Here is a 23,492-nt window from a genome sequence, read left to right as displayed (position 1 = left end):
TATGATATAATACGAGGGGTGAGAATAGAAAAAGGAGTTTTCTTGTATGGAAGCGAAGAAGTATCAAGCCTTTTGGCGTGGGGCTATTATATTAACAATCGCAAGTTTTGTTACGAAAGTATTAAGCGCTTTTTACCGTATTCCATATCAAAATATAGCGGGTGATATTGGTTTTTATATTTACCAACAAATTTATCCGTTTTATGGATTTTGTTTAATTTTAGCCACTTATGGATTCCCTGTTATAATTTCAAAAATTGTCGCAGAAAGATTAGAACGAGGAAAACAAGAGGAAGCAGAAGAAATAATCTGTGTATCTTTTTGGTTCTTATTAGGAATTGGTTTTATAGGCTTTTTCACATTATTTTTTGGCGCCGAAACAATTGCAATAGCTATGGGCGATATACACTTAGATAAGTTACTACGTGTTATTTCGTTTTCATTCATATTGATGCCGTTTTTATCTGTAGCAAGAGGATATTTTCAAGGATTTAATAATATGATGCCAACAGCTGTTTCGCAAGTAATGGAGCAAACGATTCGGGTTTCTATTATTGTATTTTTATCCCTATTCCTAATTGCTCACGGATTTGATTTATATACAGTTGGTGCAGGTGCTATGTTAGGTTCAATTGCAGGTGGACTGATTGGGATTATCGTACTTGTATTTTATATGCGTCGTGATTTTCGTTCTATATTCTTCAAAAGTTTGAAGAATATTAGGGGTAAAGGAAGGATAATTAAAATCCTTTTTTGGCAGGGATTGGCAATTTGTATTAGTAACTTAGTACTTATTTTTATACAAATGGCTGATTCTATTTCCTTCTATTCTTTACTTATTGGGGCAGGAGAACAAGCTGAAAGTGCAAAGGTATTAAAAGGTGTTTATGATAGAAGTATCCCGCTTATGCAATTAGGTACTGTCGTGACAACTTCTTTCTCGTTGTCACTTATTCCAATTATTACAGCGGCGAAAGAAAGAGGAGATCTTTCCTTTATTCGAGAAAAGGTAAGGTTAGCAATGAAAATAACATTCGTTATTGGATTCGCGGCGGCTATTGGATTAACTTGTATTATTCAACCTACGAATATTATGTTGTTCGAAAATAGTGATGGATCAGATGTTTTATCTATTTTATCCGTATCTATTTTATTTAGTTCATTGTCAATTACAACCGCTTCTATCTTACAAGGGTTGGGACAAACGTTAAAACCAGCCATATTCGTTGTATTTGGAGGGTGTTTAAAGTTAGCTTTAAACTATATGCTAATGCCTTATTTTGGTGTAAAGGGAGCTGCAATTGCAACCTTAGTTGCGCTAATTGTAATTTCGATGCTAAATAGTGTGTTGCTTATGCGAGCTGTATCGAAATCGCTTATTGATAAGCGGAATATGCTACGTGTAGTTATTAGTGGCGTTGGTATGGGATTTGTATTAATAATGTTTATACGTGTGTTGCAAATGTCTGGACTAGTAATTGATGCGGGGCATAGAGGAATCGCAACACTTGAAGCGTTGTTAGGTGTAGCCATCGGCGGATTAACATATTTGTTTTTCATTTTAAAATTACGTGTATTTACAAAAAAAGAGCTAGGAACCGTTATGAAACAAGAGAAAAAAGAAGGTTCATTGAAGAAGAGTGGATAGAGGTGGCAGATTGTGAGTGGAATCATTACTATTTTGGGCCTAGGTGCTGGTGAGTTAGATCAGTTAACGATGGGTGTATATCGAAAAATAAAAGAAGCGGATCATATGTTTGTTAGAACGAAGGAACATCCCGTTATAGAAGAATTAGAGAACGAAGGTATACAATATACGGCTTTTGACAATGTATATGAAGCGCATGATACATTTGAAATTGTATATGAAACAATTGCGAATACATTGCTAGAACAAGCTAAAGGTACAGAAATCATCTACGCTGTTCCAGGGCACCCGCTCGTAGCGGAAAGAACAGTTCAGCTACTGTTGCAAAAAGGAGAAGTAGCAAATGTTGAAGTGCGGATTGAAGGTGGACAAAGCTTCCTTGATCCGATGTTCGCAAGTCTGAAAATCGATCCGATTGAAGGGTTCCAACTAATTGACGCTACATCATTTGAAAGAGGACAATTAGAATTACGTCAACATTTAATCTTTTGCCAAGTGTATGATGCGTTCGTTGCTTCAGATGTGAAGTTAACATTAATGGAAATGTTACCGGATGATTATGAAGTGTATATCGTAACAGCTGCAGGAACTTCGTTCGAACAAGTCAAAAAGGTACCGTTGTACATGTTAGATCATGAAACAGAATTGAATAATTTAACGAGTGTATATGTACCACCAGTTCAGGAACGTGCGTCCTTGTATCAACAGTTTGATGTACTTAGAGAAATTATTGCAGACCTTCGTGGGCCAAATGGTTGTCCGTGGGATAAAAAGCAAACACATCAATCGTTAAAGAAATATTTAATTGAAGAAGCATATGAAGTGTTAGAAGCAATTGATGAAGAGGACGATGATCACTTAGTAGAAGAATTAGGCGATATATTATTACAAGTTATGCTTCATGCTCAAATTGGGGAGGATGAAGGTTGGTTCTCTATAGATGATATCATTCGAACTTTATCTGAGAAAATGGTTCGTCGCCATCCACATGTATTTGGAAATACGGATGTAAATAATGCCGATGAAGTGATTGCTAATTGGGAAGAAATTAAAAAACAAGAAAAAGGATCCGTGAAAGAATCTGTTTTAGCGGGTATTCCAAAAAGTTTGCCGCAGTTACTACGCGCTTATGAAGTTCAGAAGAAAGCTGGCAAGGTTGGATTCGATTGGGCTGATGTGCAGCCGATGATAGAGAAAGCCGTAGAAGAATGGCAAGAATTTCAGCAAGAAGTTGCAAACATGGATGAGGAAAAGATGTTAGGTGAATTTGGCGATTTACTATTTGCGTTTGTTAATATAGCCCGTCATTATAAAATAGATCCAGAAGAGGCGTTGCGTTCAACTAATGAGAAGTTTATTAGTCGTTTTTTATACATGGAAGCAAAAGTAGCTGAAATGAATAAAGAGATGCAAGATCTATCATTAGAACAGTTAGATGTTTTATGGGAAGAGGCAAAACAAACAGAGCGTTAATAGGGGGATTTTATATGCGTCTAGATAAGTTTTTGAAAGTATCACGTTTAATTAAAAGAAGAACATTAGCGAAAGAAGTAGCTGACCAAGGAAGAATAGCAATTAATGGTCAAGTGGCAAAAGCGAGTTCAGATGTGAAAGTGGCTGATGAATTAACAATTCGTTTTGGTCAAAAAATAGTAACTGTAAAAATAAATGAATTAAAAGAAACGACTAAAAAAGAAGATGCAGCAAACATGTATAGCTTAGTTCGCGAGGAAAAAGTAAAAGCGGAAGAAGGCTTGTTCTAAAATAGGTCATCCCCTCATACATTACTATTAGCTAGTATAAATATATGGGGGGATTTACGTGAATAATGGTTACTCACCTATGTCTTCTAATCAACAAAACGTTTCTGTAGAGCATGATATTATTATGCGCGGCAGGCGTGTAATCGATATTACTGGTGTAAAGCAGGTAGAGAGTTTTGATAGCGAAGAGTTTTTGCTTGAGACCGTAATGGGTTTTTTAACGATTCGTGGTCAAAATTTACAAATGAAAAATTTAGATGTAGAAAAAGGCGTTGTATCGATTAAAGGCAAAGTTCATGAGATGCTGTATATTGATGAGAATCAAGGGGAGAAAACTAAAGGTTTCTTTAGTAAGTTGTTTAAATGAGCCTAACAATTCAGTTGTATACAATGCTTTCAATGATTGGAATGGGCGCTTGGATTGGAGCATCTTTAGATACATATCAACGTTTTTTAAAGCGTCAAGAACGTAAACGTTGGCTTGTATTTATACATGATATACTATTTTGGATTGTCCAAGCATTATTCGTTTTTTATGTATTACTGCTTGTGAATGAAGCTGAACTACGTATATATGTGTTTTTGGCATTATTATGTGGTTTTGCGGCATATCAAAGCTTGTTGAAGGCATTATATATGAAGCTGTTAAATTTTCTCATCTATATTTTTATGCAAACAACACATTTTTTTGTTCAAATTATAAAGCTACTCATGATAAAACCTGTTATTATTATAGCGCAGCTATTTATTGCATTTATATTATTCTTATTTCGTATACTGCTTTCAATTGGACATGTGTTATGGAGAATGGTGATTTGGATATTACTTTTCACATGGAAAGTTTTTTTCTGGCCTGTTCGATTTATTGCTTCGCTCATATGGAAACTTCTCCCTAATCGTGTTAAACTTTTTATAATGAAACATGTAGGGTTCCTGCAATATATAGCGAAATTGAAGGGACATATCTTCCAATTATGGGAGCGTATAAAAAAGAAGTTAGGGGGACCTCGGAAATGAGGGAACTGAGACAAAGAACAATCGAAAAACAGAGTCCAAATCCTGTTAAAGAGCATATAATACAAACGGATGAGAACAGGAAGCGACTTTATCGCCGTTTAGCGGTTTTTCTTGTCTTTGCTTTTACAATTATTGCGAGTATTAGTGTAACGTTTTATCAACAAAACAGTTCCATTAAGGCAAAAGAAGCAAAAGTTAAGGACATGAAAAAAGAACTGGATTCATTAACGAATAAAGAAAAAAGTCTAAAAGACGAAGTTCAAAAGTTAAATGATGAAGAGTACGTATTAAAGATTGCTAGAAGGGATTATTTCTTCTCTGGAAAAGGGGAGATAATTTTTCCTGTATCTAAGTAGAGTATGTCTTATTGACACTATATTTTAGGATTATATATAATAAAGTAAAATTTGACTTTTTAACCACTAAGGAGGAGCATTTTTTTTATGTCAATCGAGGTAGGCAGCAAGTTACAGGGTAAAGTAACAGGTATTACAAATTTTGGGGCTTTTGTGGAGCTGCCAGAAGGCTTAACGGGTCTTGTTCATATTAGTGAAGTTGCTGATAATTATGTAAAAGATATTAACGATCACTTAAAAGTGGGCGACCAAGTAGAAGTAAAAGTTATTAACGTTGAAAAAGATGGTAAGATTGGTTTATCTATTAAAAAAGCGAAAGAGCGTGAAAAAACAGAAGGAGATCGTCCACGTGGTGAATACCAACGCGGTGGCGGCGATCAACAACGTTCTGGACGTCCACAACGTAATAATAATCGTTCTTTCAACAGAGATAACCGCGGTGGCGGTAACGACCGAGCTCCAAAAGAAACATTTGAACAAAAGATGGCGCGCTTTTTAAAGGATAGTGAAGATCGTTTAACTTCTTTAAAGCGTAACACAGAATCTAAACGTGGTGGCCGTGGCGCACGTCGCGGATAATAAGACCGTTTAATTCTTAACATATAGAGAGGTACCCGGAGTAATTGCTCGGGGTGCTTTTTTATGTGAGAAAATATATTTTTAAAAAAGTTTTCAAGATATGTTGACTTTAAATTATATCTGATGTAAGATACTAATTGTCCGTTAAATAAAACGACATGGCGGTGTAGCTCAGCTGGCTAGAGCGTACGGTTCATACCCGTGAGGTCGGGGGTTCGATCCCCTCCGCCGCTATATTTATTTTAACGGCCCGTTGGTCAAGTGGTTAAGACACCGCCCTTTCACGGCGGTAACACGGGTTCGAATCCCGTACGGGTCATCTAAAAAAGATCATGCAAATTTGCATGATCTTTTTTTGTGAAATAAATTAAGAGATACAATACTTCTACAAAATCACCCTATATTTTCTGAATATTCAATTTAAATTCCGAGAATAAATTACATACCGTGTATATATGTAGAGTTATTTCGAATAAAAAGTCGAACGATTATAAAAGTGAAAACTGTTGTTTTGACAAAAATCCCAATAATCATCTTTTATAATGACAGTAATTAAACTATGCAGGTGGTGTTAAAAATATGCCTAAAGCAGGAAGGAATACTATGAATACAAGTGCATTGGCAATGAATGAGAGTCAGCTTGGAGCAATAAAGTGGACGAGTAAGTTGCGAATGAAGTTTGAGCAAGTTTTCTTTAGATGGGGATTTATTATTGTTGTTATTGGTTTTCTTTTGGGACGAGCATATATATTAACGAACATTTTACCGTTTGCACTGCCATTTTTCGCTGCTGTTTATGTTATGAAGCGGGATAAAATGCCGCTCGCGTTCTTGGCTCTAATGGGGGGAGCACTTTCAGTTTCGATAGATAATCTATTTTTTACTTTTGCATCTATTTTTACCTTCTTCATTTATAATATCTTCTTTAGTCGGTTTACACGTAAAACTGTTGGACTTGTTCCATTCCAAGTATTTATCTCCGCATTAACCGCACATTTAGTTGTAGTCTATTTCGCACAACAAACTGTCACCATGTACGATTTACTCGTTAGTACGATTGAGGCAGGGCTTAGCTTTGTATTAACTATGATATTTTTACAAAGTGTTCCGCTTTTAGTAGAAAGGAAAGGGAAACAGCAAGCATTAGAGACAGAAGAAATTGTTTGTTTAATTATATTACTAGCATCTGTATTAACGGGTACAACAGATTGGTTTGTATATGATGCTTCTATTCAACATATTTTTACTAGGTATTTGGTGCTAGTGTTTGCATTTATTGCAGGTGCTGCTACAGGGTCTACAGTAGGAGTCGTTACTGGATTGATATTAAGTTTAGCAAATGTGTCCAGTTTGTCTCAGCTCAGTTTACTTGCCTTTTCTGGATTGCTTGGTGGGTTGTTAAAAGAAGGGAAGCGTCTAGGCGTTAGTTTGGGTTTATTAATTGGAACAAGCTTGATTACGCTATATGTAGACAAGCAAACAAACATTGTAACAACTTTAATTGAATCTGGTGTGGCCATTGTGTTCTTTTTATTAACACCGAAACTTGTTATGGATCGCATTGCTAAATTTATGCCAGGTACACAGGAACATTCGCAAGATCAACAGCAATATTTAAGAAGAATGCGTGATGTTACAGCGACTAAAATCAATCAATTTGCAAATGTGTTTGCTGCTCTATCTAATAGTTTTTCTGTATATGGGTACGTGGAAGAGGAAGATAAAGAGACAGAAGCAGATTTGTTCTTAAGCACAATTACGGCAAAAACATGTCAAACGTGTTTTAAAAAGGACCAATGCTGGGTGGTTAATTTCGATAAAACGTACGACTATATGAAACAAATAATGAGTGAAACAGAAGAAGGGACATTGCAACATAATCGGAAGTTAGTTCGTGAATGGGACAAGCATTGTGTAAGAGGAAAAAAAGTGACGGATTTAGTAGCAGGTGAATTAGATCACTTCTATGAGGGACAGAAATTACGAAAACAAATGAAGGAAAATCGTAGAATAGTAGCAGAACAATTATTGGGTGTATCAAAAGTTATGGAGGATTTTGCTAAGGAAATACAAAAAGAGCGAGAAAATCATCAAGTACAGGAAGAACAGATTTTGCAAGCGTTTCGTGATTTTGGTGTCGAAGTAGAGCATGTTGATATTTATTGCTTAGATAGAGGAAGTATTGACATTGAAATGTTGATTCCAGCTGCATCTAATGAACATGGAGAGTGTGAGAAGCTGGTTGCTCCTATGCTTTCAGATATTTTAAAAGAAAATATTGTTGTTAAGCATGAAGAGAAATCCTCTTATCCAAATGGTCACAGTTTAATATCATTTGGTTCAGCGAAGACGTATTCCCTTGATACAGGATTGGCCACAGCTGCAAAAGGTGGTGGGTTTGTCTCAGGTGATTCTTATGCGATGATGGATTTAAGCGTTGGTAAATATGCGCTTGCGATTAGTGATGGTATGGGAAATGGACAAAGAGCTCATATGGAGAGTAAGGAAACGGTAAAATTATTACAAAAAATACTCCAATCAGGTATTGATGAGGAAATAGCAATTAAGTCTATTAATTCAATTCTTTCTTTAAGAACGACAGAAGAGATGTTTACGACGTTAGACTTAGCTATGGTAGATTTACGGGATGCGAGTGCAAAGTTTTTAAAGATCGGATCAACGCCGAGTTTTGTTAAACGCGCAAATAATATTTTGAAAATTGAAGCAAGTAACTTACCGATGGGAATTATCGAAGATGTTGAAGTTGATGTGGTTGGTGAGCAATTAAAAACGGGTGATATCCTTATTATGATGAGTGATGGGATCTTTGAGGGAGCACAACATGTGGAGAATCATGAACTATGGATGAAACGAAAAATTAAAGAATTGCAAACTGAAGACCCGCAAGAAATTGCCGATATCATTATGGAAGAAGTGATTCGCTCTTGTGATGGTTATATAAATGACGATATGACTATTGTTGTGGCGAAAGTGAAGAAAAATATGCCGAAGTGGGCTACGATTCCGATTGTAGGAATGCAGGCGCAATAAAGTGAACTTTTATTCAGTAGGTGGTTATCAGCTGTTGATTAATATAAGTATATTCCCAAAAAACCTAGGTAGATGCCTAGGTTTTTTTTGTAGGAAAAGTTAATGCTATTATTTTTGTGAATATGCACGGAGGATGTAAGATAAAAATGTAATTTTTGTATATCTTTTTTTTGCACAATGTTTGTAAAAGTTGTACCATTATAGACAAGGCAATTAACGTTGCTGTTCTTGTTTAATGAAAGGTGATTACGAAGTTGAAAGATACATTTGTTGAAAAGGTAGATGACTTTGTAAAGCAGCATGATGTATTAAAGGAACGTTCAACAATTGTTGTAGGAGTTTCTGGTGGTCCTGATTCTTTAGCTCTTCTATATTATTTGTTAGAAAAAAGAGCAGAAAAACAATTGGGAATTGTAGTAGCGCATGTGGATCATATGTTTAGAGGCGATGAATCGCATGAGGATCTACAGTTTGTGCAGGATCTTTGTAGAGGACTTGGAGTTACTTGTGAAACGATAAGGGTTAACGTGTCGCAATATCAAAAACAATACGGGATGAATGCGCAGGTTGCTGCTAGAGAATGCAGATATGCATTTTTGGAAAGAATAATGAAGAAATATGATGCGAGATATGTAGCTCTTGGGCATCATGGAGATGATCAAGTAGAGACGATTTTAATGCGCCTTGTACGAGGGAGTACTCCGAAAGGGTATGCAGGAATTACGGTGAAGCGTCCTTTTCATAATGGATATTTAATTAGGCCGTTACTTGGAGTAACAAAGGAAGAAATTATTGATTACTGTAATAAGCTAAATGTAATTCCCCGTATCGATCCGAGTAATAAAAAGGAAGTATATACAAGGAATCGATTACGTAAATATGTTCTTCCTCATTTGAAAGAAGAAAACCCACAAGTGCATGAGAAATTTCAAAAATTTAGCGTGCAGATGCAAGAGGATGAGGCTTATTTGCAGGAATTAGCTTTTGAGAAAATGAATAAAGTAATTACAAAAAAAAGTGATAAACAAATTAGCTTATCAATTCCTGCCTTCGAATCCATGTCTTTGCCTTTACAAAGGAGAGGGATTCAACTAATATTAAATTATCTTTATGAATATAAGATTCCGTCTTCTCTTTCTTCTATACATATTGACAAAGTGATTGAGTTTTTTAAACGGACACAACCTTCGGGTTCACTTGATTTCCCAGGTGATTTAAAAATTGTCCGCACATACGAGGAGTGTAGCTTTAGATTTAAACAAGAAATTGTTTCTCCTTTTTCGCAAGATTTATCAGTACCCGGGATAATTACATTATCGAACGGAGATAAACTTGTAACAGAGGTGAGCGAAGATATACCAAGTAACATGAATGAAACAGTATTTGTTGCTAAGTATAATGATATATCATATCCACTTCGTATTCGTTCTAGAGAAAATGGAGATCGCATGTCAATACAAGGTATGGATGGCACAAAAAAGATAAAAGCTATTTTTATCGAAGCGAAAGTACCAAAAGAAAAAAGGGAAGAATGGCCGGTCGTTTGTGATGCAAGTGGAAATATTATTTGGGTACCCTTGTTGAAGCGATCTGCATTTGCTATTTCGAAAGAAATAGCAAAGAAGGATAAATATATGATTATTCACTACAAAAGCAAGGAGTCTTCCGGGAGGATAATGAAATGATGAATCAAGATATCGAAAAAGTATTAATTTCTGAAGAACAAATACAAGAAAAGGTGCGCGAACTAGGTGCAATTATTGCAGAGGATTACAAAAACACAGTACCTCTTGCAATCGGTGTATTAAAGGGCGCAATGCCATTTATGGCAGATTTATTAAAGAGAACAGATACATATCTTGAAATGGATTTTATGGCTGTATCTAGCTACGGCCACTCTACAGTTTCAACAGGTGAAGTGAAAATTTTAAAAGACCTTGATACTTCTGTAGAAGGTCGCGATATTTTAATCGTTGAAGATATTATTGATAGCGGTCTTACACTAAGCTACTTAGTAGATCTATTCAAATATCGTAAAGCAAAATCTGTAAAAATTGTTACGTTATTAGATAAGCCAACAGGTCGTAAGGTTGATCTGAAAGCAGATTATGTTGGGTTTACTGTTCCGCATGAATTCGTTGTAGGATATGGATTAGATTATAAAGAACAGTACCGTAATCTTCCTTATGTGGGAGTATTAAAACCAAGTGTTTACTCAAATTAATTAAATACAGGCGTTACAATTGTATAGGAAAGTTTTTCTATGTTACGATTTACTATAGTGTTTATGCCGTGAGAGGAGGTTAGGAATGAATCGTATCTTCCGTAATACCATCTTTTATTTACTGATATTCCTAGTAGTAATTGGAATCGTGAGCTATTTTAATGGTTCGACGCAAAAAACGACACCAGTTAGCTACGATAAATTCATTACTAAACTAGAAAAGGGTGAAGTGCGCAATGTGCAACTTCAACCGAAAAATGGTGTGTTTGAAGTAAAAGGACAATTTAATAACTCTAGCCAGGGAGAACAATTTGTTACTTACGCACCAAATACTGAGGAATTACAAAAGAAAATTAATGATAAAGCGCAAGGTGCTGAAGTTAAGTATCAACCAGCAGAAGAAACAAGTGCTTGGGTAACATTCTTTACTTCTATCATTCCGTTTGTCATTATCTTCATTTTATTCTTCTTCTTATTAAACCAAGCTCAGGGTGGCGGTAGCCGTGTTATGAACTTCGGGAAAAGTAAGGCGAAGCTATACAATGATGAAAAGAAAAAAATTCGTTTCAGAGATGTTGCAGGAGCGGATGAAGAGAAACAAGAACTTGTTGAGGTAGTTGAATTCTTGAAAGACCCTCGTAAGTTCGCTGAAGTTGGTGCCCGTATTCCGAAGGGTGTTCTATTAGTGGGACCTCCAGGTACAGGTAAAACTTTATTAGCACGTGCTGTTGCAGGTGAAGCAGGCGTTCCGTTCTTCTCTATTAGTGGTTCTGACTTCGTAGAGATGTTTGTCGGTGTCGGTGCATCCCGTGTACGTGACTTATTTGAAAATGCAAAGAAAAATGCTCCTTGTATCATTTTCATTGATGAAATTGATGCGGTAGGACGTCAACGTGGCGCGGGTCTTGGCGGTGGTCATGATGAGCGTGAACAAACGTTGAACCAATTGCTTGTTGAAATGGATGGATTCGGTGCAAACGAAGGTATTATTATCATCGCTGCGACAAACCGTCCTGATATTCTTGATCCAGCATTATTACGTCCAGGTCGTTTTGACCGTCAAATTACAGTAGATCGTCCAGATGTAAATGGTCGTGAAGCTGTACTGAAAGTACACGCTCGTAATAAACCGCTTGATGAGAATGTCAACTTAAGAGCAATTGCAACTCGTACACCAGGATTCTCTGGTGCCGATCTTGAAAACTTATTAAACGAAGCTGCTTTAGTAGCTGCGCGTCAAGATAAGAAGAAAATTGATATGAGTGACATCGATGAAGCAACGGATCGTGTTATTGCAGGTCCTGCTAAGAAAAGTCGTGTTATCTCTGAAAAAGAACGTAATATCGTTGCATTCCATGAAGCTGGCCATACTGTAATTGGTGTTGTCCTTGATGAAGCAGATATCGTTCATAAAGTAACCATTGTCCCTCGTGGTCAAGCTGGTGGATATGCGGTAATGCTTCCGAAAGAAGATCGTTACTTCATGACAAAACCAGAGTTACTTGATAAAATCACTGGTTTACTTGGTGGTCGAGTAGCTGAAGAGATTGTATTTGGTGAAGTAAGTACAGGTGCTCACAACGACTTCCAACGTGCGACTGGTATTGCTAGACGTATGGTTACGGAATTCGGTATGAGTGATAAGCTTGGACCAATGCAATTCGGTAGCTCACAAGGTGGTCAAGTGTTCTTAGGAAGAGACTTCCACTCAGAGCAAAACTATAGCGATGCAATTGCACATGAAATTGATGTGGAAATGCAAACTATTATGAAAGACTGTTATGCTCGTGCAAAACAAATTCTTACTGAAAAACGTGATAAGCTAGATATTATTGCGAAAACGTTACTTGAAGTAGAAACATTAGATGCAGAGCAAATCAATCATTTATATGATTACGGCAGATTGCCAGAGCGTCCAACATCTTCAGATGATGTGAAAGTAAACATCAACAAGAAGAAAGATGATGAAGACGCAGAAGATAAATAAGAGATGAAGGAGTGACAATGGTCACTCCTTTTTTATTTGTTTAATGAATTTAATGGCAAAAGAATTTAAATAAAACTATTATTAAAAATTGAAATAGAGAGCAATCTTTTTGTACAATGATGAGTATAGAAAAACTGATTATATTAGTATGTGTGATATGATGTTTTTATAAGTTTTATACATACTGCACAGATATAGATTAAATAAGATAAGTGGTGAGAATATGATTTTTGTATTGGATGTAGGGAACACAAATGCGGTATTAGGTGTGTTTGAAGAGGGGAAACTTCGTCAGCATTGGCGCATGGAAACAGATCGTCATAAAACAGAAGATGAGTATGGGATGCTTGTAAAGCAGTTGCTTGAGCATGAGGGTCTTTCGTTTGAAGATGTGAAAGGTATTATTGTGTCTTCAGTCGTACCGCCAATTATGTTCGCTTTAGAGCGTATGTGTGAAAAGTATTTTAAAATTAAACCGCTTGTAGTAGGGCCTGGAATAAAAACTGGCTTGAATATTAAATATGAAAATCCACGTGAAGTAGGCGCGGACCGAATTGTAAATGCGGTAGCAGGAATTCACTTGTATGGAAGTCCGCTTATTATTGTTGATTTTGGTACGGCTACTACATATTGTTATATTAACGAAGAAAAGCATTATATGGGTGGCGTTATTACGCCAGGAATTATGATTTCAGCAGAGGCTTTATATAGTAGGGCGGCAAAACTTCCTCGTATTGAAATTACAAAACCAAGTAGTGTTGTTGGGAAGAATACAGTAAGTGCGATGCAATCAGGTATTCTTTATGGATACGTTGGACAAGTGGAAGGTATTGTTAAGCGTATGAAAGAAGAAGCTAAACAAGAACCGAAAGTTATTGCAACAGGTGGACTAGCGAAATTAATTTCAGAAGAATCAAATGTAATTGATATTGTAGATCCATTCTTAACGTTAAAAGGTTTGTATATGTTATATGAACGTAATGCAAATTTACAGCATGAGAAAGGTGAATAAACAAGTATGAAAGATTATTTAGTAAAAGCGTTAGCATTTGATGGAGAAGTACGTGCGTATAGTGTGCGTACAACAAACACGGTAAGTGAGGCGCAAAAACGTCATGATACATGGAGAACAGCTTCAGCAGCACTTGGTCGCTCGTTAACTGCTGGAACAATAATGGGGGCGATGTTAAAAGGTGACCAAAAGTTAACAATTAAGGTAGAAGGTAACGGTCCGATTGGCCCAATCTTAGTAGATGCTCATGCAAATGGAGATGTACGTGGTTATGTAACGAATCCGCATGTTGATTTTGAAGGAACAGAACAAGGGAAATTACGTGTATATCAAGCGGTAGGTACAGAAGGATTTGTAACAGTAATTAAAGATATTGGTATGCGTGAGCCGTTTGTCGGCCAATCTCCAATCGTTTCGGGAGAATTAGGAGAAGACTTCACGTATTATTTCGCAGTTTCTGAGCAGACACCTTCTTCTGTAGGTGTTGGTGTTCTTGTAAATGGAGATGACAGCATATTAGCAGCGGGTGGATTTATTCTTCAAATTATGCCAGGCGCACAGGAGGAAACAATCTCATTCATTGAAGATCGTTTGCAAAAAATTCCGCCTGTATCAACATTGATCGAACAGGGGCTTTCTCCAGAAGAGGTACTATATGCAGTCCTTGGGGAAGATAAAGTAAAAGTATTAGAAACGATGGATGTTCAATTTAATTGCACGTGCTCACGCGAACGTATTGAGAGCGTGTTAATTAGTTTAGGTAAAACAGAGTTAGAGCAAATTCGTGAAGAAGAAGAAGAGACAGAAGTTCATTGCCATTTCTGTAATGAACGACATAAGTTCTCTAAAGAAGATATTACAAATTTAATTGAGAATTTATAATAAAGGGATTAAGGAAAACGATCCTCTAAACAGATTGACAAACAGGGAATTTTCTGACAAAATCTAAATATATATAAAACCAATAAAAATACTCGGTGTTAGGAGTGACAGGAATGCGAGTGGCACAATCAGTTTCAGAATTAATCGGGAAAACGCCGATCGTTAAGTTGAACCGCATCGTAGAATCAGACAGCGCAGATATATACTTAAAATTAGAATTTATGAATCCGGGAAGCAGTGTTAAAGATCGTATTGCATTAGCTATGATTGAAGATGCTGAAAAAAAAGGATTATTAAAAGAAGGCGATACAATCATTGAGCCAACAAGTGGTAACACAGGAATTGGTTTAGCGATGGTAGCGGCTGCTAAAGGATATAAGGCAATTTTAGTAATGCCAGAAACAATGAGTGTTGAGCGTCGTAATTTATTACGCGCTTACGGTGCTGAATTAGTATTGACTCCAGGGCCTGAAGGAATGGGCGGAGCAATTCGTCAAGCGACTGAATTAGCGAAAGAGCATGGCTACTTTATACCGCAACAGTTCAAAAATCAATCGAATCCAGAAATTCATCGTTTAACAACAGGTCCAGAAATTGTTGAACAAATGGGTGATCAACTAGATGCGTTTATTGCGGGTATTGGTACAGGTGGGACAATTACCGGTGCTGGTGAAGTGCTGAAGGAAGCGTATAAAGATATTAAAATTTATGCAGTAGAACCTGCGGATTCGCCAGTGTTATCTGGTGGAAAACCGGGTCCACATAAAATCCAAGGAATTGGAGCGGGATTTGTTCCGGAGACATTGGATGTAGAGATATATGATGAAATCATTCAAGTAAAGGCAGAGCAAGCGTTCGAATATGCGAGAAGAGTGGCTAAAGAGGAAGGTATTTTAGTTGGTATTTCTTCAGGGGCAGTTGTTTATGCAGCGACAGAAGTTGCGAAAAAGTTAGGTAAAGGGAAAAAGGTACTTGTTATTATCCCAAGTAACGGTGAACGTTATTTAAGTACACCGCTTTATCAATTTGAATCATAATTAAATATGATTGAAAAAGCATCCTTGAAAAAGGATGCTTTTTCTTTTTGGATTGGAAATAGGAAAAGAGTGAATGACTAGAAAACTTCATGTAAAATAAGAGGTAGTATAATTAATTTATTTTCACGAGCCTTCGAGTATAATCATTCTCTATATAAATAACTTATGTAGTTTGAGGTGGTTCATCTAAGAGGGTGGGATAAAAGAAGACGGGGTGTTGATATGCAACGAAGAAAATCTTTAGCGCTTTCTATTCCATATCAGTTAGATTTTTTTAAGCAGTATAAATTTCTTTCTCAGGATAAGCCGCAACATATTTTATTAGAAAGTGGCCGCGGTGGTCGTTATAACATTGTGGGGCTGGATCCAGTAGCGGTAATCCAAGGGAAGGGTGAGACGTTACATATAAGTGAAAGCGGTAAGGAAACAATAAAACGAGGAAACCCATTAGATTTAATGCAAGAATATATGGAGAAATGGAAAACAGACTATAATCCAGAGTACCCGCCTTTTCAAGGTGGTGCAATTGGCTACTTTAGTTATGATTGTATCCGTTATATCGAAAAACTTCCTTCTCTTGCAGAGGATGATTTGAATATACCTGATATATTCTTTTTATTATTTGATGACGTGTTTTTGTACGATCAAAAAGAACAAGTGTTATGGATTATTACGCATTATGTAGACGAACATGAAGAGGCAGAAGAGCGATTGAATAAATGGAAAGATCTTTGGGTGAAAGAAATGCCTGAAGTGACTATACCGTTTGAGCGTCCGGAAAACAACGATGAGGTAGTTGCGTTTACGGAAGAAGGTTTTATGAAAGCTGTTGAACGTATTCAAGAATATATTGGAAATGGTGATGTATTTCAAGTTAACTTGTCAACAAGACAAGAAAGAACGTTACAAACACATCCGCTAGAAATTTATACGAGTCTTCGTGAAATTAATCCATCTCCATATATGGGTTACTTGGAGCTAGGTGATTTTCAAATTGTTAGTGGATCGCCAGAATTACTAATTAAGAAACAAGGGAAAGAAGTAAGTACAAGGCCGATTGCTGGTACAAGATCCCGAGGAGCGAATGAGCAAGAGGATGAAGAATTGGCAAGAGAATTAATTGAAAATGAAAAAGAAAGAGCAGAGCATGTAATGCTTGTAGATTTAGAACGAAATGATTTAGGGCGCGTTTGTAAATATGGCACTGTAGAAGTAGATGAGTTTATGGTGATTGAAAAATACTCACATGTTATGCATATTGTTTCTAATGTACGTGGTGAGGTGGAAGGAGATAAAGATGCTTTCGATTTAGTGAAGGCTGTATTTCCTGGTGGAACAATTACTGGTGCCCCGAAAATACGTACGATGGAAATTATTGAAGAATTAGAACCTGTCCGTCGAGGGATTTATACAGGTTCAATTGGTTGGATCGGTTATTCTGGAGATACGGAATTGAATATCGTCATTAGGACGCTTCTTGCGAAAGATGGACAAGCGCATGTACAGGCAGGAGCGGGAATTGTAATTGATTCAAATCCGAAGAATGAATATAAAGAGTCGTTAAAAAAAGCGATTGCTTTATGGCGTGCAAAAGAAAGTAGCGAAGAAACGGTTAGGTGAGAGAAATGATATTAATGATTGATAATTATGATTCTTTTACATTTAATTTAGTGCAGTTTCTTGGGGAACTTGGACAAGAGCTTGTTGTTAAGCGTAATGATGAAGTGACTATTTCAGATATTGAGAAGATGAAACCGGACTTTTTAATGATTTCACCAGGTCCGTGTAGTCCAAATGAAGCGGGTATTAGTATGGAGGTTATTCAATACTTTGCAGGAAAGATTCCGATTTTTGGAGTTTGCCTTGGGCATCAATCCATTGCACAAGTGTTTGGTGGAGAAGTTGTTCGAGCAGAGCGATTAATGCATGGGAAAACTTCGCTTATGCATCATGACGGAAAGACGATTTTCGCGGACATTCCTAATCCATTTACTGCAACGCGTTATCATTCCCTTATTGTTAAGAAAGAGACGTTACCAGATTGCTTAGAGGTAACATCTTGGACAGAGGAAGGGGAGGTTATGGCGCTTCGTCATAAAACATTACCAATTGAAGGTGTACAGTTCCATCCGGAATCTATTATGACTTCTCATGGGAAAGAGTTACTACAGAATTTCATTCGTAAATATAGTCCAAGCGTGACATCATGTTAATCTACGTAAATGGTGAGTACGTAGAAGCGAGTGAAGCGAAAATTTCTCCTTATGACCATGGTTATTTATATGGGCTTGGAGTTTTTGAGACGTTTCGTATTTATAATGGTCATCCCTTCCTGTTGGATGATCATTATGCTCGTTTAATAGATGCGTTGGATACATTGCAAATTAAATGGACCATGACGAAAGATGATGTAATGCTTATTTTGAAAAATTTGCTCGTGAAGAATGAATTGGAGCATGCATATGTACGCTTTAATGTATCGGCGGGTGTAGACGAAATAGGATTGCAAACAGAAATGTATGAAGAGCCGTCGGTTATTGTTTTTATAAAACCTTTGGCAGCCCCGGGGGATATAGTGGAAAAAGAAGGGGTTATTTTAAAACAAGTGCGAAATACACCAGAGGGTGCATTTCGCTTGAAGTCCCATCATTATTTAAATAACATTTTAGGGAAACGCGAAATTGGAAATGGTGTGAATAAGGAAGGTATTTTCCTTACTAAAGCAGGTTATGTTGCAGAGGGTATTGTTTCGAATCTCTTTTTTGTTAAGGGAGATACTTTGTATACTCCTTCATTAGAAACAGGGATTTTAAACGGGATCACTCGTGCGTTTATTATAAAGGTTGCTGAAGAGCTGGGTATAGAAGTAAAGGAAGGTTTCTTTACAAAAGATGAGTTGCTTTCAGCGGATGAAGTGTTCGTAACGAACTCTATTCAAGAGATTGTCCCTCTTTATTGTATAGAGGGAGAAGATTTCCCGGGTAAAGCGGGAATGGTTACAAAAAGATTTATGGTTCTTTATGAAATGCAGAGAGAGCAATTGTGGAGCAGAAATGAATTGCGAAGAGGAGATGTGTAGTTTGAAGTGGGATTATGATTTGCGCTGCGGCGAATATACATTGAATTTAAATGAAAAGACATTGATTATGGGGATTTTAAATGTAACACCAGATTCGTTTTCTGATGGTGGGAGTTACAACGAAGTAGATGCTGCGGTGCGCCATGCGAAAGAAATGAAAAATGAAGGTGCTCATATTATTGATATCGGCGGCGAATCTACTCGCCCGGGTTTCGCTAAAGTTTCAGTAGAAGAAGAAATCAAACGAGTTGTTCCGATGATTCAGGCGGTTTCAAAAGAAGTGAAATTGCCTATTTCTATTGATACGTATAAAGCTGAAGTTGCGAAACAAGCGATTGAAGCGGGTGCTCACATTATTAATGATATTTGGGGGGCGAAGGCGGAACCGAAGATTGCTGAAGTTGCAGCTCATTATGATGTACCAATCATCTTAATGCATAATCGCGGTAATATGAATTATCGTAATTTAATGGCTGACATGATTGCTGATTTGTATGAAAGTATAAAAATTGCTAAAGATGCTGGTGTACGAGATGAAAACATTATTTTAGACCCAGGCATTGGTTTTGCGAAAACACCTGAGCAAAATTTAGAAGTGATGCGTAATTTAGAGCAGTTAAATGTATTGGGTTACCCAGTTCTATTAGGTACTTCAAGAAAGTCCTTTATTGGGCATGTATTAGATTTACCGGTGGAGGAGCGTCTTGAAGGAACGGGTGCTACCGTTTGTCTTGGTATTGAAAAAGGCTGTGAGTTTGTTCGTGTTCATGATGTGAAAGAAATGGCGCGTATGGCTAAGATGATGGACGCGATGATTGGTAAGGGGGTAAAGTAATTGGATAAAATTTATGTCCATGATATGGAGTTTTACGGTTATCATGGTGTATTCCCAGAAGAAAATAAGTTAGGTCAGAGATTTAAAGTGGACTTAACGGTGGAATTGGATTTGAAACGTGCAGGAGAAAGTGATGACTTGGAGCATTCTGTCAATTACGGGGAGCTTTTCGAACTATGTAGAAAAGTTGTTGAAGATAGAACATATAAGCTTGTAGAGAGTATCGCTGAAAATATCGCTACAGATATATTGAAACAATATGAGAGTATTTCACGGTGTACGATTAAGGTAATTAAACCAGATCCGCCAATACCGGGGCATTATCGTGCTGTAGCAGTAGAAATTACGAGAGAACGACCATGAATAATATAGCGTACATTGCGTTAGGTTCGAATATTGGAGAGCGTTATACGTATTTAACTGAAGCGATTCAGTTTTTAAATAAAAACCCGTATATCCAAGTTGATGATGTTTCGTCGGTATATGAAACTGATCCGGTTGGATATACTGACCAAAATTGCTTTTTAAATTTGGTTATAAAAATTTCTACCAATTTATCACCGCAAGAATTATTGAAAGTAACACAAAAGGTAGAGAATGATTTAGGAAGAAAAAGGGAAATCAGGTGGGGTCCGAGGACCATCGACCTTGACATTTTACTATATAATCAAGAAAATATTGAAGCGGAGAATCTTATTGTTCCGCATCCGCGGATGTTCGAAAGAGCTTTCGTTATCGTTCCGTTGTTAGAGATTAATCAAGATATCAAACAAGACATTTCACGTTCACAAGTAGAAGAAATGAAAAGGCGAGAGGGAGTAACGGTATGGAAGCAGAAAAATGGGGAAGACGCATTCGTGCTTTTCGAAAGCTAAAAGGTTATACGCAAGAAGGTTTTGCTAAAGAATTAGGGGTATCTGTATCTGTTTTAGGAGAGGTCGAGAGGGGAAATCGATCGCCTTCTCAAGACTTTGTAGTAGAAGTTGCGAAAGCATTAAAGGTTTCAGTAGATGAATTAATGCCGAAGTGACCGTAAAGGAAGGAGTAAGTCGGTTGTTAAAGATTGCAAATATTGAGATGAAAAATCCGGTTGTATTAGCACCGATGGCGGGAGTGTGTAACTCTGCATTCCGTTTGACGGTAAAAGAATTTGGTGCAGGTTTAGTTTGTGCTGAAATGGTAAGTGATAAGGCGATATTACTTAATAACAAAAGAACATTAGATATGTTATATATTGATGAGAGAGAAAAGCCATTAAGTTTACAAATTTTTGGTGGAGAGAAAGAAACTCTTGTAGATGCTGCGAAATACGTAGATAAATATACGACGGCAGACATTATTGATATTAATATGGGTTGCCCAGTACCGAAAATCACTAAGTGTGATGCGGGAGCGAAGTGGCTTTTAGATCCAAATAAAATATATGAAATGGTAGCAGCGGTTGTAGACGCTGTTGAAAAGCCAGTTACAGTTAAAATGCGTATCGGTTGGGATGAAGAACATATTTTCGCAATTGAGAATGCAAAAGCTGTTGAGCGTGCTGGTGGACAGGCGGTAGCAGTTCATGGGCGTACACGTGTGCAAATGTATGAAGGTAAAGCAGATTGGGATATTATTAAACAAGTAAAGCAAGCTGTAAATATTCCGGTTATTGGAAATGGTGATGTCGAAACACCACAAGATGCAAAGCGTATGCTTGATGAAATTGGTGTAGATGGCGTTATGATTGGTCGTGCTGCCCTTGGTGATCCGTGGATGATTTATCGTACAGTGAAGTATTTGGAGACAGGTGAATTAATGCCGGAACCGACAGTGCGCGAGAAGATTGATGTATGTATGTTGCATCTAGATCGTCTTATCGATTTAAAGAATGAAAATGTCGCTGTAAGAGAGATGAGGAAGCATGCGGCTTGGTATTTAAAAGGTGTTCGTGGTAACGCGAGTGTACGTAATGGTATCAATACTTGTAACACACGTGAAGATCTTGCGAATGTATTAGGTGCATTTGTAGAAGAAGTAGAAGCGAAACAACAAACAATTTACGTTGGTTAATGAGGTGACATAGGAGATTGACATTCTTCTATACACTTCCTATAATTACGTGAAAGAAAGAAGAACTGCCAGTTAGATGCTGGCAGTTTTTCTAGTTGAGTAGAAAATGCTATACTGTATATATTGTAAAAATTAATAGAGCTGGAGTGATATCAATATCATGGATAACATGAACCACGAAGAATTAAACGACCAATTGCTTGTTCGTCGTGAAAAGCTACATAACTTACGTGAACAGGGAATCGATCCGTTCGGTAAACGATTTGAACGCACAAATTCAACAAATGACTTATTAAGCTTATATGGAGAGTTCTCTAAAGAGGAATTAGAAGAGAAAGAAATCTCTGTTTCTACCGCTGGTCGTATTATGACAAAACGCGGTAAAGGAAAAGCGGGATTTGCACACATTCAAGATTTGCATGGGCAAGTTCAAATTTATGTTCGTAAAGATGCTGTTGGAGATGAAGAGTACGAATTGTTTAAAACAGCAGATTTAGGTGACTTAGTAGGTATTGAAGGTAAAGTGTTCAAAACGAATGTTGGAGAACTTTCAGTAAAAGCAACAGGATTTACACTATTAACGAAATCTCTTCGTCCATTACCGGATAAATACCATGGATTAAAAGATGTTGAACAACGCTACCGTCAACGTTACTTAGACTTAATTACAAGTATGGAAAGCCGTGAAACGTTCGTTACTCGTAGTAAAATTATTCGTGAGATGAGAAGATATTTAGATGACAATGGTTATCTTGAAGTAGAAACGCCTATGATGCATGCAATTGCAGGTGGAGCGTCTGCTCGTCCTTTCACTACACATCATAATGCGTTAGATATGGAATTATATATGCGTATTGCAATTGAACTTCATTTAAAACGCCTTATTGTGGGTGGATTAGAAAAAGTTTATGAAATAGGCCGAGTATTCCGTAATGAGGGTGTATCAACTCGTCATAATCCTGAGTTTACGATGATTGAATTATATGAAGCGTACGCTGATTATAATGATATTATGAAACTAACAGAAGATATGGTTGCTCATATCGCCAAAAAAGTATTGGGTACAACAACAATCCAATATGGTGATTATGAAATTAATCTAGAACCAGAATGGACACGTCTTCATATGGTAGATGCGATTAAGCAATACTCTGGAGCAGATTTCTGGAATCCAATGAGTGTAGAAGAAGCGCGTGAACTTGCAAAAGAACATAATGTAGAAATTAAGGATACAATGGAAGTTGGTCATATTATTAATGAGTTCTTCGAACAAAAGGTAGAAGATAAATTAATTCAACCAACATTTATTTATGGTCATCCAGTAGAAATTTCGCCACTTGCGAAAAAGAATGACAAAGATCCGCGATTCACAGATCGTTTCGAGTTATTTATCGTTGCACGTGAACATGCAAATGCATTCACTGAGTTAAATGATCCAATTGATCAAAAGGAACGTTTTGAAGCTCAATTAAAAGAACGCGAGCAAGGTAATGATGAAGCTCATATGATGGATGATGATTATATCGAAGCTCTTGAGTACGGTATGCCACCTACGGGCGGATTAGGAATTGGTATTGATCGTCTTGTTATGTTATTAACAAATGCACCATCTATTCGTGACGTACTATTATTCCCTGCTATGCGTCATAAACAAGACTAAGCTTTGGAGATTTCTCCAAAGCTTTTTTTATTTTACTATGAGGAACTTGAAGAGAGTGGATGATAGGTGTGGAAATTATATTTATATAGAAGAAATGTGCTGTTTTTATACTTTTTTACTAAGTTAAAAATTTTATTAGAAAAACTATTGCATTTTAATAATCAAACTGGTATATTTATATTCGTTGCCACGGAAGGTAACAAAAGAAACAAACGAAAAACAACTTATTGAAAAAAGTTGTTGACGAAAATATAACGAAATGTTATATTAATAAAGTCGCTTCTGAGCGACAAACAAGTTCTTTGAAAAC

The 23,492-nt window shown here is 36.9% G+C and carries 23 protein-coding genes and 2 tRNA genes; all 25 read left to right on the top strand.

All coding sequences use genetic code 11. From position 1 onward, the window contains the following. Nucleotides 1–46: 46 nt before the first annotated feature. The 25 genes from COC96_RS21070 (at nucleotide 47) to lysS (ending at nucleotide 23,182) form a co-directional block, all read left to right on the top strand. Nucleotides 47–1,648 (top strand): putative polysaccharide biosynthesis protein, encoded by a 1,602-nt coding sequence (locus COC96_RS21070; RefSeq protein WP_098269532.1) that lies wholly within the window; start codon nucleotides 47–49, stop codon nucleotides 1,646–1,648. 12 nt (nucleotides 1,649–1,660) lie between these two features. Then, nucleotides 1,661–3,121 carry a nucleoside triphosphate pyrophosphohydrolase gene (mazG, locus tag COC96_RS21065; protein ID WP_098269533.1) on the top strand — a complete coding sequence of 487 codons (1,461 nt, stop codon included), beginning with the start codon at nucleotides 1,661–1,663 and terminating at the stop codon, nucleotides 3,119–3,121. Between the two features lie 14 nt (nucleotides 3,122–3,135). Continuing rightward, nucleotides 3,136–3,411 (top strand): RNA-binding S4 domain-containing protein, encoded by a 276-nt coding sequence (locus COC96_RS21060; RefSeq protein WP_001234875.1) that lies wholly within the window; start codon nucleotides 3,136–3,138, stop codon nucleotides 3,409–3,411. 58 nt (nucleotides 3,412–3,469) lie between these two features. Next, nucleotides 3,470–3,778: a sporulation protein YabP gene (yabP, locus tag COC96_RS21055; protein WP_001059101.1), complete on the top strand. Its 309-nt coding sequence runs from the start codon at nucleotides 3,470–3,472 to the stop codon at nucleotides 3,776–3,778. After that, a complete protein-coding gene (gene yabQ / locus COC96_RS21050) occupies nucleotides 3,775–4,428 on the top strand; it encodes a spore cortex biosynthesis protein YabQ (protein ID WP_098269534.1) in 654 nt (217 codons plus the stop codon). The genes yabP and yabQ overlap by 4 nt, the downstream gene beginning before the upstream one ends. Next, nucleotides 4,425–4,784 (top strand): cell division protein DivIC, encoded by a 360-nt coding sequence (divIC, locus tag COC96_RS21045; protein ID WP_001208736.1) that lies wholly within the window; start codon nucleotides 4,425–4,427, stop codon nucleotides 4,782–4,784. Before yabQ ends, divIC begins: the two co-directional genes overlap by 4 nt. Before the next feature lie 87 nt (nucleotides 4,785–4,871). Continuing rightward, complete coding sequence (locus tag COC96_RS21040) at nucleotides 4,872–5,363, top strand: S1 domain-containing RNA-binding protein (protein WP_097905077.1); 492 nt, start codon at nucleotides 4,872–4,874, stop codon at nucleotides 5,361–5,363. 160 nt (nucleotides 5,364–5,523) lie between these two features. Next, nucleotides 5,524–5,597 (top strand) — tRNA-Met (locus COC96_RS21035). Between the two features lie 13 nt (nucleotides 5,598–5,610). Beyond that, nucleotides 5,611–5,682: transfer RNA gene (locus tag COC96_RS21030), tRNA-Glu, on the top strand. Between the two features lie 260 nt (nucleotides 5,683–5,942). After that, nucleotides 5,943–8,414, top strand: coding sequence for a stage II sporulation protein E (spoIIE, locus tag COC96_RS21025; RefSeq protein ID WP_141535921.1), 2,472 nt, complete (start codon nucleotides 5,943–5,945; stop codon nucleotides 8,412–8,414). 254 nt (nucleotides 8,415–8,668) lie between these two features. Next, the gene (gene tilS / locus COC96_RS21020; RefSeq protein WP_098269535.1) at nucleotides 8,669–10,099 is read left to right on the top strand and encodes a tRNA lysidine(34) synthetase TilS; all 1,431 of its coding nucleotides are present in this window, start codon (nucleotides 8,669–8,671) and stop codon (nucleotides 10,097–10,099) included. After that, nucleotides 10,096–10,638 carry a hypoxanthine phosphoribosyltransferase gene (hpt, locus tag COC96_RS21015; RefSeq protein ID WP_000981842.1) on the top strand — a complete coding sequence of 181 codons (543 nt, stop codon included), beginning with the start codon at nucleotides 10,096–10,098 and terminating at the stop codon, nucleotides 10,636–10,638. Before tilS ends, hpt begins: the two co-directional genes overlap by 4 nt. Nucleotides 10,639–10,723: 85 nt before the next feature. Continuing rightward, complete coding sequence (gene ftsH / locus COC96_RS21010; protein WP_098269536.1) at nucleotides 10,724–12,625, top strand: ATP-dependent zinc metalloprotease FtsH; 1,902 nt, start codon at nucleotides 10,724–10,726, stop codon at nucleotides 12,623–12,625. A gap of 223 nt (nucleotides 12,626–12,848) precedes the next feature. After that, nucleotides 12,849–13,637: a type III pantothenate kinase gene (locus tag COC96_RS21005; RefSeq protein ID WP_097905074.1), complete on the top strand. Its 789-nt coding sequence runs from the start codon at nucleotides 12,849–12,851 to the stop codon at nucleotides 13,635–13,637. A 6-nt stretch (nucleotides 13,638–13,643) separates the two neighbouring features. Further along, the gene (gene hslO / locus COC96_RS21000) at nucleotides 13,644–14,519 is read left to right on the top strand and encodes a redox-regulated molecular chaperone HslO (protein WP_098269537.1); all 876 of its coding nucleotides are present in this window, start codon (nucleotides 13,644–13,646) and stop codon (nucleotides 14,517–14,519) included. Nucleotides 14,520–14,632: 113 nt separating this feature from the next. Continuing rightward, nucleotides 14,633–15,556 (top strand): cysteine synthase A, encoded by a 924-nt coding sequence (cysK, locus tag COC96_RS20995; RefSeq protein WP_098269538.1) that lies wholly within the window; start codon nucleotides 14,633–14,635, stop codon nucleotides 15,554–15,556. A 222-nt stretch (nucleotides 15,557–15,778) separates the two neighbouring features. Beyond that, nucleotides 15,779–17,176: an aminodeoxychorismate synthase, component I gene (gene pabB, locus COC96_RS20990; protein WP_098269539.1), complete on the top strand. Its 1,398-nt coding sequence runs from the start codon at nucleotides 15,779–15,781 to the stop codon at nucleotides 17,174–17,176. A gap of 5 nt (nucleotides 17,177–17,181) precedes the next feature. Further along, nucleotides 17,182–17,769, top strand: coding sequence for an aminodeoxychorismate/anthranilate synthase component II (gene pabA, locus COC96_RS20985; protein WP_098269540.1), 588 nt, complete (start codon nucleotides 17,182–17,184; stop codon nucleotides 17,767–17,769). Further along, the gene (gene pabC / locus COC96_RS20980) at nucleotides 17,763–18,635 is read left to right on the top strand and encodes an aminodeoxychorismate lyase (RefSeq protein ID WP_098269541.1); all 873 of its coding nucleotides are present in this window, start codon (nucleotides 17,763–17,765) and stop codon (nucleotides 18,633–18,635) included. Before pabA ends, pabC begins: the two co-directional genes overlap by 7 nt. Next, nucleotides 18,610–19,470 (top strand): dihydropteroate synthase, encoded by an 861-nt coding sequence (folP, locus tag COC96_RS20975; protein WP_098269542.1) that lies wholly within the window; start codon nucleotides 18,610–18,612, stop codon nucleotides 19,468–19,470. Before pabC ends, folP begins: the two co-directional genes overlap by 26 nt. After that, nucleotides 19,471–19,833, top strand: coding sequence for a dihydroneopterin aldolase (gene folB / locus COC96_RS20970; protein WP_097905067.1), 363 nt, complete (start codon nucleotides 19,471–19,473; stop codon nucleotides 19,831–19,833). Further along, complete coding sequence (gene folK / locus COC96_RS20965) at nucleotides 19,830–20,345, top strand: 2-amino-4-hydroxy-6-hydroxymethyldihydropteridine diphosphokinase (protein ID WP_097905066.1); 516 nt, start codon at nucleotides 19,830–19,832, stop codon at nucleotides 20,343–20,345. Before folB ends, folK begins: the two co-directional genes overlap by 4 nt. Further along, nucleotides 20,297–20,500, top strand: coding sequence for a helix-turn-helix domain-containing protein (locus COC96_RS20960; RefSeq protein ID WP_097905065.1), 204 nt, complete (start codon nucleotides 20,297–20,299; stop codon nucleotides 20,498–20,500). Before folK ends, COC96_RS20960 begins: the two co-directional genes overlap by 49 nt. A gap of 23 nt (nucleotides 20,501–20,523) precedes the next feature. Next, nucleotides 20,524–21,522, top strand: coding sequence for a tRNA dihydrouridine synthase DusB (gene dusB / locus COC96_RS20955; RefSeq protein ID WP_097905064.1), 999 nt, complete (start codon nucleotides 20,524–20,526; stop codon nucleotides 21,520–21,522). A gap of 160 nt (nucleotides 21,523–21,682) precedes the next feature. Further along, the gene (gene lysS, locus COC96_RS20950) at nucleotides 21,683–23,182 is read left to right on the top strand and encodes a lysine--tRNA ligase (RefSeq protein ID WP_098269543.1); all 1,500 of its coding nucleotides are present in this window, start codon (nucleotides 21,683–21,685) and stop codon (nucleotides 23,180–23,182) included. The last annotated feature ends 310 nt before the right edge of the window (nucleotides 23,183–23,492 follow it).

The organism is Bacillus cereus (genome assembly GCF_002577405.1).
Lineage (GTDB): Bacteria > Bacillota > Bacilli > Bacillales > Bacillaceae_G > Bacillus_A > Bacillus_A cereus_AU.
Note: the sequence above shows the minus strand (reverse complement) of the source record. Positions and strands in the feature narration are given on the sequence as shown.